The sequence below is a fragment of the Microbulbifer bruguierae genome (assembly GCF_029869925.1).
Classification (GTDB): domain Bacteria; phylum Pseudomonadota; class Gammaproteobacteria; order Pseudomonadales; family Cellvibrionaceae; genus Microbulbifer; species Microbulbifer bruguierae.
In genome coordinates this window covers 2,181,532-2,196,197 of sequence record NZ_CP118605.1, presented here as the reverse complement: position 1 = coordinate 2,196,197, position 14,666 = coordinate 2,181,532, and the positions used below count along the sequence as shown (strand labels likewise).

Sequence of the window (14,666 nt, the reverse complement as noted above, 5' to 3'; positions counted from 1 at the left end):
AATTTTGTAGTGTCGAGTGAGCAGGGAAGATTCTCTGAAATGAGACGTGAAGGCAAAGTGCCGGGCACTATGCCTTCACGTGGAGATTTACGTATCGGAAGCGTGGTGGGTTTACCTGGTCAGCCGCAACATCAACTTCATCATCTTATCCGCCAGCTTGCCGTATGGCGGCATTAAGAACTTCAGTGGATCCAGGGGCCCCTGGTAGAACACCGGGCGCAGTTTGGAGAAGGTGATAAAACCTTCGTAGCCGTGATAGTGACCCATGCCGCTTTCGCCCACGCCACCGAAGGGAATATCGTGCTGGCCTACATGCAGCACCGCGTTGTTCACACTCACACCGCCAGACATTACATGGTCGATGTAGTAATCCCGCAGGGATTTGTCGTTGGTGAACGGATAGATCGCCAGCGGGCGGTCGCCATTGTTGATGTACGCGGCCACTTCCTCACGGTTTTTGTAGGTCTTGATCGGCAGCAGTGGACCGAAGATTTCCCGCTTCATCACATCCATTTCTTCGCTGACATCAATCAGCAGATGCGCGGGGAATTTTTTCAGCGGGTCGTCCCGCTGGCCCTGGCCATCGGTAAGATCGATGACAGTGGCGCCTTTCTGCGTTGCGTCATCCAGGGTCTGCCAGATTCTTTGAAAGGAGCGCTCGTCGATCACCGAGGTGTAGTCCGGGTGCTGGATATCCGGGTAGCGCTGTTTGAAGATTTGCTTGGCCTTTTCGACAAAGGCTTCCACCTTGTCTTCCGGCAATAACAGGTAGTCGACGGTGGTGCAGATCTGGCCGGCGTTGAACAGTTTCCAGAAAAGTACGCGCTCGACCGCTTTGTCGATATCAAAATCGGGACCGACAATGGCCGGGGACTTGCCGCCCAGCTCCAGGGTAACCGGAACCAGGTTGGCGGCGGCGGCAGCCATGACCTTGCGGCCGGTGGTGCCGGAGCCGGTGAAGATCAGGTGGTCGAACTTGAGGGTGGAAAACTCGATGCCCACACCACCGCTTTCCTCGATAAATACCAGCTTGCTCTCGGGGAAATAGTCGCCGCTGATGCGCTTCAACAGCGCGGTGAGATTGCGGGAGTTCTCCGACATTTTCACCATCGCGCGGTTGCCGGCGGCGAAGATATTGATCAGCGGGCCGAAGGACAGGTTGATGGGGAAGTTCCACGGCACGATCACGCCCACTACGCCCAACGGCTGCGGAATCACTTTTACCGACGAGGTGGGGAAGGCGGTGATGTCGATATGGCGACGCTGTGGTTTCATCCACTTTTTCAGTCGCTTGATGGTGTCCTTGATGCTGTCCAGGGCAGGGAATATTTCCGCGAACAGGGTCTCGTGCTGAGAGCGGTTGCCATAGTCGCGGCTCACCGCCTGTACCAGTTCATCCTGGTGTTCGCGGATCATTCGCGCCAGCGCCTTGAGGTCGTTGATCCGCTGTTCGCGGTCCGGCGCGGGGTTGGCGAGGTAGGCCTGGCGCTGTGCGTGCAACAGCGATGACAGGGCCTGGGACTGATGGTTTTCTACGGGAGCGGCGATCTCGGTCATGCTTCTGGCTCGACTGGATGTTCGATTGTTGTATTCACTTGTCCGACAGTGCGCGAATGGCCACGGTCGAAAGCCGATTGTACGCGGGCTTTTCTTCACACTCTGGACGATTGCGGACGGATTTCGCAATGGGATAAAGGCGATATGAGGTGCCCACCGCAGCAGCATACGGTATCCGCTGCGGTGGGAATTGACCGAACTGGCCAGACGGTTGACATTTTGCGTCGCCCGCCGGCGCTGTCGTGGTTATTTCCTGGTGACGGTTCCGGTTTCCTCGGCGGTGAGCGCGGCCAAAGCGGCGAGCAGGGGCGATACCCGCGCTTCACTCAGCTCGCGGGCGATGTCGTCCAACTGCTGCTGCATCGGGTGGCGCTCCATGATCAGGTTGACGGGCTCCTCCTGCAGTGGCGCCGGCAGGGGCTCGGGGACCGGGGCCATGTCCGGGCTGCTCGGCAATTCGGGGCTGGCGGCGGGGCGCTCGAAGTCGCCGAACAGGGAGTTGGCGCGGTAGCGGCCAAAGTCCCCATCCATTTCCAGCGGGCTGGATGGTTCACCAGAACTGCCCGCGGCACCGGTCTCGATGCTGAGGTCGTTGCGGAATACCTGCGACCAGTCGTTGGGGTAGCGGTGGCCGTCTGTGGTGCCGAAGGCCGGGTCGAAGTGGTTGCCGTTGCGCCCGCCCTGCAGGTTGGCGGTGACGTCCTGGGTTTCTCTGGAGATCAGGCGGCCGTGCATTTCCGGGGCCTGGCGCTCCCATTCCCGCGGCGGGTAGATGTACTCCGGGTACAGCCGGGACAGGGTGATGTTGTCCACATTGGGGCCGGGGTTGAACAGGTCGGTGACATCGTCGTCGCGGTTGTTTTCCAGGTCCTGGTCCGGCCCGTGGCCGCCGTCGTCGGTGATTACCGCGGTGTTGTCGATCTGCTGCACCGTGGCGTCCAGGGGATAGTCGATGGTGACCGCAAAGGTGACGCTGCCGGTTTCCCCCGCGGCCAGGGTGCCGACGTCAAAGGTGAAGGTGTCGCCATTTTGCACCCAGCCGGAACTGGAGTTGGCGGCATCGAAGCTGGTGTTCGGCGGCAGCGTTTCCGTAATCACTACGCCATTGGCCTCGGCGGTGCCGAGATTGCCGTAGCTCAGGGTGTATACCAGGGTGTCGGTGGGGCCGGGTTCGGCGTCGCCGTGGTCCTTGTCCACAAACAGGTCCACGAACTCGATTTCCAGGGTCTCGTCGTCGCGGTTGTTGTCCGGGGTCGGGTCGAGGCCGTTGCTGCCATCGTCGTCCACCACCACGGTATTGGTCTGCGGGCCGACATTGGCGGGCACGCTGTCGCTCACCACCGCGGAGACGCTCAGGGTCACGCTGTCACCTACCGCCAGGTCGCCGATGTTCCAGGTGACAGTGCCGGCAGCGAGGTCGATCACGCCACCGTTGCTGGCGCTGAAATTGGTGAACAGGCTGGTGTCCGGCAGGCTGTCGGTGACTACCACACCGGTGCCGTCCTGGTTGCCTTCATTGCGCACTTCGATGGTCCAGGACACCGGGTCGCCGGGGTTGACCGGGTCCTCGAAGTTCTCGGTTTTCTCCGCCACATAGTCCGGGCGACCGTCGATGGGGGTGACTTCGTCGTCCTTGTTGTCCACCAGATTCTGATCCGGGCCGACATTGCCGTCGTCCTCGATACTGGCGCTGTTGCTGGTGCCCTCCACGCCGGCGGGCAGCGGGTCGATGACGGTGACCACCAGGGTGACCGAGCCGGTTTCACCGGCGGCGAGGGTGCCGATATCAAAGGTCAGGGTATCGCCGTCCAGTACCCAGCCGGGGTTGTCGGCGGGGTCGAAGGTGACGTAGTCCGGCAGGCTTTCGGTGATCACCACACCGGTGGCATCGGCAGTGCCGTTGTTGGCGTAATCCAGGGTGTAGGTGATGGTGTCGCCGGGTTCCGCCGGGTTGTCACCGTCCACGCCACCATCGTCCTTGTCGATGGCGAGATCCACATAGGTGATATCCAGATCTTCGTCGTCGCGGTTGTTGTCCGGGGTCGGGTCTTCGCCGTTGCTGCCGTCGTCGTCCACCACCACGGTATTGGTCTGGGTGGGGATATCCGTGGGCACCGAATCGCTCACCACCGCGGTGAGGGTGAAGGTCAGGGATTCGCCCGCCGCCAGGTCGCCGATGTCCCAGGTCACGGTGCCCGCCGCGAGGTCGATCACGCCGCCGTCGCTGGCGGTAAATTCGCTGAACAGGGTGGTATCCGGCAGGGTGTCGGTCACCACTACGCCGGTGCCGTCCTGGTTGCCCTGGTTGCTAACCTCGATGGTCCACTCGATGGTGTCACCGGGGTGGGCGGGGTCGTCGAAATTCTCGATCTTGTCGATCACATAATCCGGCTGGGCGATGACCGGGGTGGTGTCATCGTCGGTGTTGTTGCTCAGGTTCTGATCCGGGCCATTGCCTCCGCCATAGTCAATCTCGGTTTCGTTCAGTATTTCCTCTACACCGGCGGGCAGCGGGTCGTCGACGATCACGGTAAAGGTGACGCTGCCGTTTTCACCGGCCGCCACCGTGCCGAGATCCAGGGTAAGTGTGCCGTCTCCCTGATCCACCCAGCGCGGATCGGAGTTGGCCGCATCGAAGGTCACGTTGTCCGGCAGCGTCTCGGTGATGACGGTGTCTTCCGCATCAAACCCGCCGATATTGGCATACTGCAGTGTGTAGGTAACCGAGCCGCCCGGGGTGGTGGTGATGCCGCCGTCGTCCTTGGCGATGGCGAGGTCCACCAGGGTAATGTCGAATTCTTCGTCGTCGCGATTGTTTTCCGGGGTCGGGTCCTCCCCATTGGTGCCGTCGTCGGTGACTTCCACCGAGTTAACCTGGGTGGGCAGCAGCACCGGCGGTACATCTTCATTGACGGTGGTGGTCAGGGTCAGGGTGACGCTGTCGCCGGCGGCGAGGTCGCCGATATTCCAGGTCACGGTGCCGGCATCCAGATCCACGATGCCGCCATCGCTGGCAATAAAGCCGGCATCAAAAAAGTCGCCGGTGGGCAGGGTGTCGGTGACCACGACGCCGGTGCCATCCTGGTTGCCTTCGTTAGTGACCACGATATCCCAGCTGATAGTTTCCCCGGGGGCGGCGGGGTCATCGAACAGCTCGATTTTGTCGATCACATAATCCGGGCGCCCGTCGATGGGCGTTACCTCATCGTCGTCATTGTCTTCCGTATTCTGGTCCGGGCCGTGGTCGCCGTCGTCGGTGATGCTGGTGGTGTTGCTGGTTTCCTCCACGCCGCTGGGGATGGGATCGTCGATGATCACCGCGAACTCGACGGTGCCGGTTTCCCCGGCGGCGAGGTCGCCGACCTCGAAGCTGAAGGTGCCGTCGCCGTTGTCGATCCAGCCGGCGGTGGAGCTGCCGGCATCGAAGGTGGCGTATTCCGGCAGGGATTCGGTGATCACCACACCGGTGGCATCGGCGGTGCCGTTGTTGGCGTAATCCAGGGTGTAGACCAGGGTATCGCCGGGTTCGACGGTCACGCCGGCATCGTCCTTGTCGATGGCGAGATCCACATAGGCGATGTCGAAGTCTTCGTCGTCGCGGTTGTTGTCCGGGGTCGGGTCCTCGCCGTTGGTGCCGTCATCTTCCACCACCACACTGTTGATCTGGGTGGGAATATCCGTGGGCACCGATTCGTTGACCACCGCACTCAGGGTGAAGGTGTAGCTGTCGCCAACCGCCATGTCGCCAATTTCCCAGGTGACGGTACCCGCGCCCAGGTCGATAACACCGCCGTCGCTGGCGGTGAAATTATTGAACAGGCTGGTGTCCGGCAGGGAGTCGGTGACCACTACGCCGGTACCGTCCTGATTGCCTTCGTTGGTGACTTCAATGGTCCAGGAAATGGTGTCGCCGGGGTTGGCCGGATCCTCGAAGTTCTCGATCTTGTCGATCACATAATCCGGTGCGGCTTCCAGTGGGGTGACGTCTGTGTCGATATTGTTGTCGGGGGTTGGATCGGTGCCGTTGCTTTCGTCGCCGTCGATGGAAACCGTGTTGTTGGTTTCCTCGACGCCTGTGGGCAGCGGATCGATGACGGTAACCACCAGCTCGATACTGCCGGTTTCACCGGCGGCCAGGTCGCCGATGTCATAGGTCAGGGTATCGCCATTCAACACCCAGCCGGGGTTGGCGGCGGGATCGAAGGTCACATATTCCGGCAGGGATTCGGTGATGACCACGCCGGTGGCGTCGATATTGCCGGCGTTTTCATAGTCGATGGTGTAAACGATATCGCCACCAGGCACCGCGGTAATACCGCCGTCATCCTTGTCGACCACCAGGTCCACTGCACCGATCTCCGCAGTGACTTCGTCATCGACTTCATACTCCCGCTCGATGTCGCTGTCATCGCCGCCCTCGGGGGTGTCGAGGCTGGTGTATTCGCCTTCCACCAGGTTGGTGGTGGTCTGGCCCACGGCGGAGGGGTCAGTGGTTACCCGCGCATCGACGGTGATGGTGATGACGGTGTTGGGATCGATCTCGCTGATATCCAGCGACAGCAGGTTGGCGGTGGAATTGTCGACGATGGTGGGCGAGCCGCCAGCCACGTCGATCTGCACATTCTCCACCGCGGACAGGTATGGCGGCAGCGCGTCCTCGATGGTGACGTTGTAGGCATTGGCGCCGCTGTCGGGATCCAGCTGAAGGGTGATCTGGTAGGTGGCGATACCGCCCAGGGTGAGCGGTGTGTCGCTCAGCAATTCCTTGTCCAGATCCAGCAGCGGTTCCACCACGTCCACGGTGGCGTCGTCACTGATGCTGGTATCCGGGGTGCCGTCGCCGTCGGTGTCGTAATCCAGGGTGGCTTCATCCGTGAGGGTGGTGCCGTCCACGTTGGAGGGAATATCGGCAACCCGCGCACGGAAGGTGAAGGTGATGGTTTCGTCGGTGCTGTTGTCGGTATCGGTATTGACGATGGTGCCGAAGTCGACACTCACGGTGTTGTTGGCCGGGTCGTCGGTAACAACGATGTCGTCCGGGTTGTAGTCGATGGCGTCGGGGTTGCTCGCGGTCACGCTGACCAGATCGAGAAATTCGAGCCCGGGGCCATAGACATCGGTGAGCTGGCCGGTGAGTGACGCCTCCGGCAGGGTCAGGGTGACCGAGAAGGTGACGATCTCGCCGATGGTGGCCTCGGTGTCGTCGTTGAGGTCGTCGTTCTGCGAGGTCGATACCAGTACCTTGTCGATCTCCGGCGAGTTCACGGTGATGTCGACGTCGTCACTGGCAGTGTAATCGTTGATGCCGCCTTCACCGGTGCGCTCATTGTCATCGTCCCCATCCAGGCTGGTCCAGTCCACATCCGCGGCGTTGGTGATGGTGTCGCCGCTGATGGTGTTGGCGAGGGTACCGTTGACGGTGATGGTCACCACGCTGCCGGGATCCAGATCGAGTTCTGCCTGCGGATCCAGCACCAGTTCGCCGGCGACAATGTCGAAGAAGCCGGAAACATCGGTGGTGCTGTCGGCAGTCTGCAGCATCGCGCTGAAGGTGATATTGGTCAGCTCCGGGGGCAGCGGATCGCTGAAGCTGATGTCGTTGGCGGTGGTGCTGCTGCCGTCGTCCGGGTTGGTGATGGTGATGGTGTAACTGACGTCGTCGCCGTTGTCGCCGTTGGTGATGTTGGCGCTCTTGTCGATGGTCAGCACCGGCTCGATCACGGTGACGGTGGTGGAGGCTTCCGAAGTGCCATTGTCGGTAATGAACTGGGCGTTGTTGATCAGCTCGGTACCGGCCTGGTTGGACTCGACGTTGGTGACCCGCACCGTGTACACGAGCGTGATCATGTCCGGGACGTCATCGGTGCCGACGTTTTCGACGGTTGCGGAACCGAAATCCAAACTGGTGGTGCCGTCGGGATTGACGACCACGGTCGGGTCGCCGAAGCCGCCATTCTGAATGACGATATCGTCGCCGATCGTGATGCTGTCCAGGCTGAGGAACTCCATCCCCGCCGGCAGGGTATCCAGAATCTGGGCGTTGATCACCACACCCTCGGGGACTTCGAAACTGGCCTGATAGGTGACCTCTTCGCCGATCACCGCTTCGGTGAGTCCGTTGTATTCATCCTCCACCGAACTGCTGACGATGGTTTTGCCGGCTTCCACCGTCGCCACGGTAAACTGGAAACTGTCGTCGGTTTCGTAATCATTCAGTGCGCCACCGGCGCCGTCCTCGCCGGTGCGCTCGTTGGGGTCATCGCCGTCGATGCTTTCCCAGTCGACGGTGGCGGTGTTGTTGACCACCGAACCGAGCACCACGTCGTTGACCACATCCGCGCGGACTACCAGGGTCAGGGTCGAGCCCTGGGGCAGGTCAAAGGATTGGTCCGGGGCCGTTTGAACGGTATTGCCGTTGACCTCAAACAGATCGAAGACGCTCGCACCGTCCAGTTCGGCACTGACCAGTATGACGTTGGTCAGTTCTGGTGGCAGGGTATCGATAAAGGTCGCGTCGAAGGCATCGGTATCGGAGAACCCGGTGTGTGAAATCACGATGGTGTATTCGACCGTATCACCCGCGTCGATCGGCTGCGGGGTGTTGGTCAGGGTTTTGTCCACCTGCAGGTCCGGCTCGATGACCGTCACCTCCTCCGCCGAATCGGTGTCGTTGACGGTGGGGTTGTCGACGCCGTCATCGGTGCTGTCCCAGATAAACTGCGCGCTGTTGTTCAGCTGGTCGCCGCTTTGGTTCACCACGTCGTTGGCGACGAGGACCTCGTATTCGATGGTGATGGTTTCGTCGACGGCGTTATCGCGATTGATGTTGTCCAGGTCGCCCAGGTCGAAGGTTACCTGCTGGCCGTTGGTAGAGACATTGAGGTCGCTCTCGCCCCAGGGGAGGTCACTGCCATTTTCGATATCGCCGGAAGAGGAAGTGACACTGGTGACACCGAGAAACACCAGACCGTCGTCCAGGGTATCGACGACGCTGGCCGACGGGGTTACCCCCTCGGCAATGGTCAGGGTCAGGGAGTAGGTGATCACCTCGCCGATCACCGCCTCGTCGTTGGCGTTATTGGGGCCATCGATGTTGGTGCCTAAGAGGGCTTTGTCCACCGCGTTTTCTTTCACCGTGACGGTGGCGTCGTCCTGCCAGTTGAGGTTGGAGTTGCCCTCGGTGTAGTCGTTGCCCTCATCCACGCCGCCATACTGTTCCAGCTGTGCCGTATTTTCGATTTCCTGGCCCGGCTGTACCGCGTCGGTGGCGATCAGGTCGTAGGTGATGATGATGATGTTGCTGCCATCGGTGGTGTCGCCGCTATCCGGGTCGCGGCCCTCATTCAGTGCGCCCTCGTCAGCGGAAGGATCGACCAGGGTGATACCGCCGCCAAACAGGTCCTCCGGGTTGCCGGTAAAGTCGATCTGGGTGCCGTCGCCGGTGTAGACCTGCAGGTTCAGTCCGTCCGGGGGTATTTCGAAACCGTCCGGCAGGGTGTCGCTGATGACCAGATTGAAGGCATCGGAACCGCCGGTATTTTCCAGGGTAATGGCAAAGCGCACCGTGTCGCCGGCGTCCACGTCGCTGAGATTCGAATCGATTGGCAGGTTGTCCAGGTCACCGCTGGTGACGGGGACGCCCCAGGGCGGCGTGCCTGGAACGGGATCTGTACCGGCATCAGCGAAATCCACCGGCCCCGGGGGCTCCGGATCGAACACACCGCCGTCGTCGACGCCGGTGGAGACTACGCCCTTGGTGACATTTACATCCGGTGATACGACTTCGATTTGAATATTGCCCGGCGGCAGGGTGAGGGTTTCATCGGTGCCGTTGACGGTGACCTGGGCGACGTTGGTCAGGAACAGGCCGTCGGTAAACGGCTGGTCCTGTACCTGCACCGTAAACAGCAGCTGCACATGGCCGCCGATGGACTCCAACTGATCGATGGGGTCGAAATTCCAGGTGATGGAATTGTTGCCGTCGTCGGCGCTGGTGGTGATGTTGATTCCGTCCAGATAGCCGTCCGGCCAGTTGTCGAAGTCGGTGTCGGGGCCGAAGCCCCACTCATTGATGCCGGGGATGGTGGTGCCCTCACCGGTGTCGGTAAAAGTAGGGGCCACGGCATCGAACACCGGCTGCGGCAAGTAGTCGGTGATCACCAGACCGTTGTTGTCCAGGGTGGACAGGTTGATATCAATGGCGAAAGTTACCGTCTGGCCGACGGCGATATCGGTGAGATCGTCGGGGTCGGTGCTGTCGTCAATGGCATAGACGCTCTTGCTGGAACTGGCCGTGCCGATGGTAAGGCTCGCATCACCTTCGTTGTCGACTTCGGCTCCGGTGGTGGTATCGGTCGCGGTGACGGTGGACTGGTTGTTGATGACATCCAGAATGTTTACCGGCCCGCCGGTGGCGAGATAGTTCTCGCGGATGGTGCCCTCATAGGTGATCACCACGGTGGTGGTGCCGTCGATGTCATTGTCGGAAAACATGTCGCCGTCCAGGCTGCCATCGGCACTGATACCGAGGTCGATCAGTTCTTGCGACAGGTCGATACTGATATCGGTACTGCCGTCACCGGCATTTTCCGTCACCGTTACATTGCCGTCGCCGAAAGCGCCTGGTCCGAAGCTGTCGCCGTTCACAAACAGTTCAAAGGAAAAAGAGTCCGGATCGATTTCCATGCCATCGCCGACACTGTCCGTCAGCACCAGATCCGCCAGTTGCATATAGTCGGAAATTTCCAGGGTCAGGGTGTATTCCACCGTGTCGCCCGGGGTGTAATCCGTATCGCCGATGGGGTCGATGATCGCAACGTCTTTCTGCAGTGCGGTGGCCACGGCGACGATGATGGCGTCATCGTCGTCGCTGACGGTCTGGTCCTGGTAGTCGCCGGTGACACTGGCGGTGTTGCGCACCACATCGTCGGCGCCATCGTTGATCACGATGGGATTGCCATCGGCATCGAAGGCCGGCACGTAGCCCCGATAGGTGATGACAATATCGTTGCTGTCTTCGGTACCTTGGATGGGGTTGAGAAATTCGATGATCAGCTGCGCATCGTTGTTGGCGCCTGCAGGGGGCTCGGTGAGGATGTAATCTGCATTTGGAGCCGGAGCCGGCACCAGGGTATTGCCGGCGGCGTCGGTGACCGTAACGGAACCCGTCTGGTAGTAGAAATTATTGGGAACATCCTCGGTGACCACGAGATTTTCGATCGTCGACAGATTGGCGATATCCACCGTCACCTGCCAGACCACCGGTTCACTGGGGCCGGTAACGGTTTCGCCATCATCACCGATGGAAATGTTATCGCCATCGCCGTCCTGGGCGACTTTATCTACATCAATCACGGTGGGGGTGATTTCCGTTTCGATCGGGTTGCCGATAATCGGCGGGTCTACATCCGGGTTGTTCAGCGGGTCGTTGCCGTAGGCAAAGCCCGGGCGCACCCAGATGGGAATCGGAACCCCGACAAGGGCGCCGGCGGCTTCATCGAGAATCGCGGAGACATTGAAATCGAACGACGGCTGGTCCGGCGAAAACGAACCGAACGGCAGCTGAATCGCATACCAGGTGGCCCCTTCCTCACCGGGGGGCAGTGGAATGGCGCCGGTCTGGTTGAAGTCGTAGGGGTGGTACTCCACTACATTGCCGTCGCTGTCTACCCACTGGCCGTCTTCGTAGGTGTAGGTAATTACCGAGGCGCCGTCGAGACCGCTGACACTGCCGAGCTCCAGCCCCGGGCCGGCGACAATATCCATAAACGGGCCATAGCCCTCTGTGTCGCCGTCGTTTTCAAAAGAAAAGCCGATATCGGTGGACTCGTTGATAAAGTCCTCGGCAGGTGCATCCACCGTGGCCGAGGGCGTCGCCACCATCAACCCTTCCCAGGTGCCCTGCAGCAGTTTGGAAAAAACAATATCGGTTTCCACTTCGCCCTGTTGCTGCTCGAGATCCCAGTCGCCGCCGCGCAGGGCGCTGCCGGTGGGGTCATCGGAAGCGGCCACATCGGCGCCGGTGAGATCGGCAACCTGCTGGATGAAATGTTCCCCGGTAAGGCTGTAACCGGTATTGCAGCCGTACATCAGGATATCCGCACCGGCGCTGAGGCTCGCGGCCCAGTTTTGCAGCTGGGCCGTGTGGCTGCCGGCGTCGCCCGCACTGCTGAGGGAGTCCAGTGACAGTTGCTCCCCACCCACGTCGATACCGCCGGCGCCGCCGTGAGAAATCAGGTGTACGGCGTCAAAGGTGGTGCCGCTTTGTGCGCTGGCATCCTGCAAAAAGTCCGTTACGGTCTGCAGACTGTCGCTGGCGTCCAGGGTGAGCAGGGTGACAACGCGATCGCCGATAGTGAGTTGCAGGGAATCTTCCCCTTGCACGACGTCGCTGGCCTGTTGCAACAGGTCGTCGATCAGGGCCTGGGCCTGATCCAGTTGCAGGTCGATCACTACCAGTTCGTTGCGCTGATTCGTATCAGTCACGGTGCCGTTGATGGTTTGCTTGTCGCCGTCGTACTGAGTGGCGGACTTGTCGCTCTGATCCTGTTTGGCATGTTGACCTGCATCACTGTCCACAGGCCCGTTATCGCTGTCCCCATGGCTGAGGGACTGGCTGGCATCCGCGGCGATGGTGGCATCCAGCAGAACCCGTTTCTCCAGCGCGCGGCGCACACTGGAGAGCTGTCTGCCGTGCAGGTTGATGGCCTTGGCCAGGGACGATCTGGAAAACTCGTTGAGCTCCATGGGATACCTCTTTCCTTGTCGATATTGCACGGCTTTCCCGCCGCGCAAAAAAACTGTCAGTTACTGCTGCAATTGCCGCAGCGTCACACGCCGCTTTCCCGAATCAATACGCCGGCCACACGATCCACCGCCAGAGACAGCAGGCTGGTGGGCTTGCCGAGCAGTACTAGATAACCGCTGCGCTGGGCGCTGTTCAATGTCGCGCGGGCGTCGGCATCGAAGGTGAACGAGAGAATATGCAGTGCTTCCGCCGCGCGTTCCGGCTCGTCCGCCACTGTCTGCAGCGGACCGCCGTAGGCGGAGGCCAGCGCCGGGTCCTGGATACGGCGCGAGGCAATCTGTTCCGCGCTGTGCACGGTGGCCGCCAGCGGCAGCCACTGGCCTTGCACAAACAATTTGCCTCGCAACGGCTGCCCGGAGTTCTGTTGCAGGCGCGCCAGCTGCTGGGCTTTGCCGTAGGCGCGGCCGGCGAGACTGTCGCGGCGGGCGATGGACAGGAAGGGCTGGTTGACCTCGAGGTATTGTCCTTCGTGCAACCCTGGTGATACCCAGTCCACGGTGCCGGCAACCTTGGCGACGATTTCCAGCTGCTTTTTCTCGGTGAGCAGCGCGTGTAGCAGTTGTCGCTTGCTGAGCAGATCCTGGAGATAGACCCCGTCGAGGGCATCCAGGCTTTCGGCAAAACCGTCACTTTGCTGGCGGCGGTTGAGCATTCCCAGCTCTTGTTGCGTGCGCGCGATACGGTAATCCAGTTCGGTGTCGCGCAGCTGTGCAATCACACTGCCCGAGACCACCGTGCCGCCGGGCTCCAGAGCCAGTTTTTCCAACACGGCGCCGGCGGGGGATTTGACCTGTTGCTGGGCGGAAAAATAGGTGCTGGCTGGAAGTTGTACCGGCCATGGCAGGGGAATCAGCAGGACCGCCAGTAACGCCGAAAATGCGAAAATAAATTTCGGATTGAGCAGCTGCACGAACGCGAAAAAATCAGACCGCGATGGTTGTGTCGGCGGTGTGCCGTTATCCGTGTTCTGGCTAGTCATGGCTTGGGATTGCGGCTGTTCTTTCTGTACTTTCTGTTCGTTTTGTTCTTTCACAAAAGCAATAAACGCGCGCGCTTCCCGTACCGCCGGCAATACCAGGAGCAGAAAAAGGCACAGCACCAGAATCAGAATTCCGGCGGCCTTGAACAGCAGCTGGTAGGCGCCGTAACTGATCAGTGCGAACACCGAAGTGCGGTAGATAAGGCTTGTCAGGCCGAACAGCACCAGCAGTTTCTGCCGGCGACTGATCGCCGGCTTGGGTCCGCGCAATAACTGGACCCAGAGCCAGTGCCGCAGGGTTGTACTCGCGCCTTGATGCAGGTTTTTTTCCCCGGTGAAATCGCTCAATAGATAGTAGCCGTCGAATTTCATCAGCGGGTTGGCGTTGATCAGCAGGGTGCTGACCAGCGAGGTGGTGAACAGGTAGAACATCAGCGCCCGCAATGGACCGTCGTCCAGCAGGCACCAGGTGGTGGCGGCAGCGGCGCCAATGGCAGCTTCGAACAGCACGCCGGCAGCGGAGATATGCAGCCGCGCCTTGCGCGGCAGCCGCCAGGCATCGGTAATTTCGCTGAACATGATCGGCATCATCGCGATCAGTCCCACACCGACACTGTTGGCGCGCACACCATAGAGCCGCGCGACACTGGCGTGCCCGAGTTCGTGAAACAGACTGAGGATCAGGTAGCAGAGAAAAAACACCAGCGCGCCGGCGGCATTCCAGCTCGCATCAAAATACGCAAAAAATTCACCGCTGTGCTGACCGATGGAGATGGCCGAAAAAATGGCCGCTGCCAGCAACAGCGCATAAAACCAGGGCGATTGACTGGCGCGGGCCAGGGGCAATAGCAGTCGGCTGCTGAGTTCCGGGGTAAACAGTGGCCGGCGCCAGAACAGGGTGCGCTGCAGTTTTTGCAGCCGCTGTTGTTGTGGACTGATCGCCGCCAGTTTCTGCAGCAGCGGCAGACTTTCGCTCTGCAACAGTTCATTGTCGCGCACAAAGCCGGCGACGGCTTCCACCTGTGACGGCTCCAGCCGGCAGCCCTGTTCCGCGGCAATGCTGCGGGCGATTTTTTCCGCGCTGCCCTGGTGCCAGTGGTGCAGCACCAGCAATTCCAGCTCTCCCAGCTCCAGGTATTGGCCGCGCAGAGGATCGTACAGCATCCAGCCGGTCTCGCCGTCGTCTTCCGCGAGTCGGTGAAACCGCAGGTCGCTGCGCAGTTTCGGCCAGCCCGTACGCGGCGGCGAAGTGGGGCCTGTGCCGGCCGCGTGTGCAGGCGGTGCCGCGATGAAGGGCTGGTTGGCGTATGGCGTTGACTGCAC

3 protein-coding genes are annotated in these 14,666 nt (G+C 60.8%); all 3 read right to left on the bottom strand.

The annotated features are described in order from the left end of the window. Positions 1–111: 111 nt before the first annotated feature. On the bottom strand, positions 112–1,557 hold the full coding sequence (locus PVT68_RS09175) for a coniferyl aldehyde dehydrogenase (protein WP_280322441.1): 1,446 nt from the start codon (positions 1,555–1,557) through the stop codon (positions 112–114). Between the two features lie 246 nt (positions 1,558–1,803). After that, the gene (locus PVT68_RS09170) at positions 1,804–12,303 is read right to left on the bottom strand and encodes an isopeptide-forming domain-containing fimbrial protein (protein WP_280322440.1); all 10,500 of its coding nucleotides are present in this window, start codon (positions 12,301–12,303) and stop codon (positions 1,804–1,806) included. Positions 12,304–12,386: 83 nt separating this feature from the next. Then, positions 12,387–14,666: a hypothetical protein gene (locus PVT68_RS09165; protein WP_280322439.1), complete on the bottom strand. Its 2,280-nt coding sequence runs from the start codon at positions 14,664–14,666 to the stop codon at positions 12,387–12,389.

Coding starts and splice junctions, on each gene's coding strand:
- PVT68_RS09175 (WP_280322441.1), bottom strand. CDS start 1,557: ATGACCGAGATCGCCGCTCCCGTAGAAAACCATCAGTCCCAGGCCCTG.
- PVT68_RS09170 (WP_280322440.1), bottom strand. CDS start 12,303: ATGGAGCTCAACGAGTTTTCCAGATCGTCCCTGGCCAAGGCCATCAAC.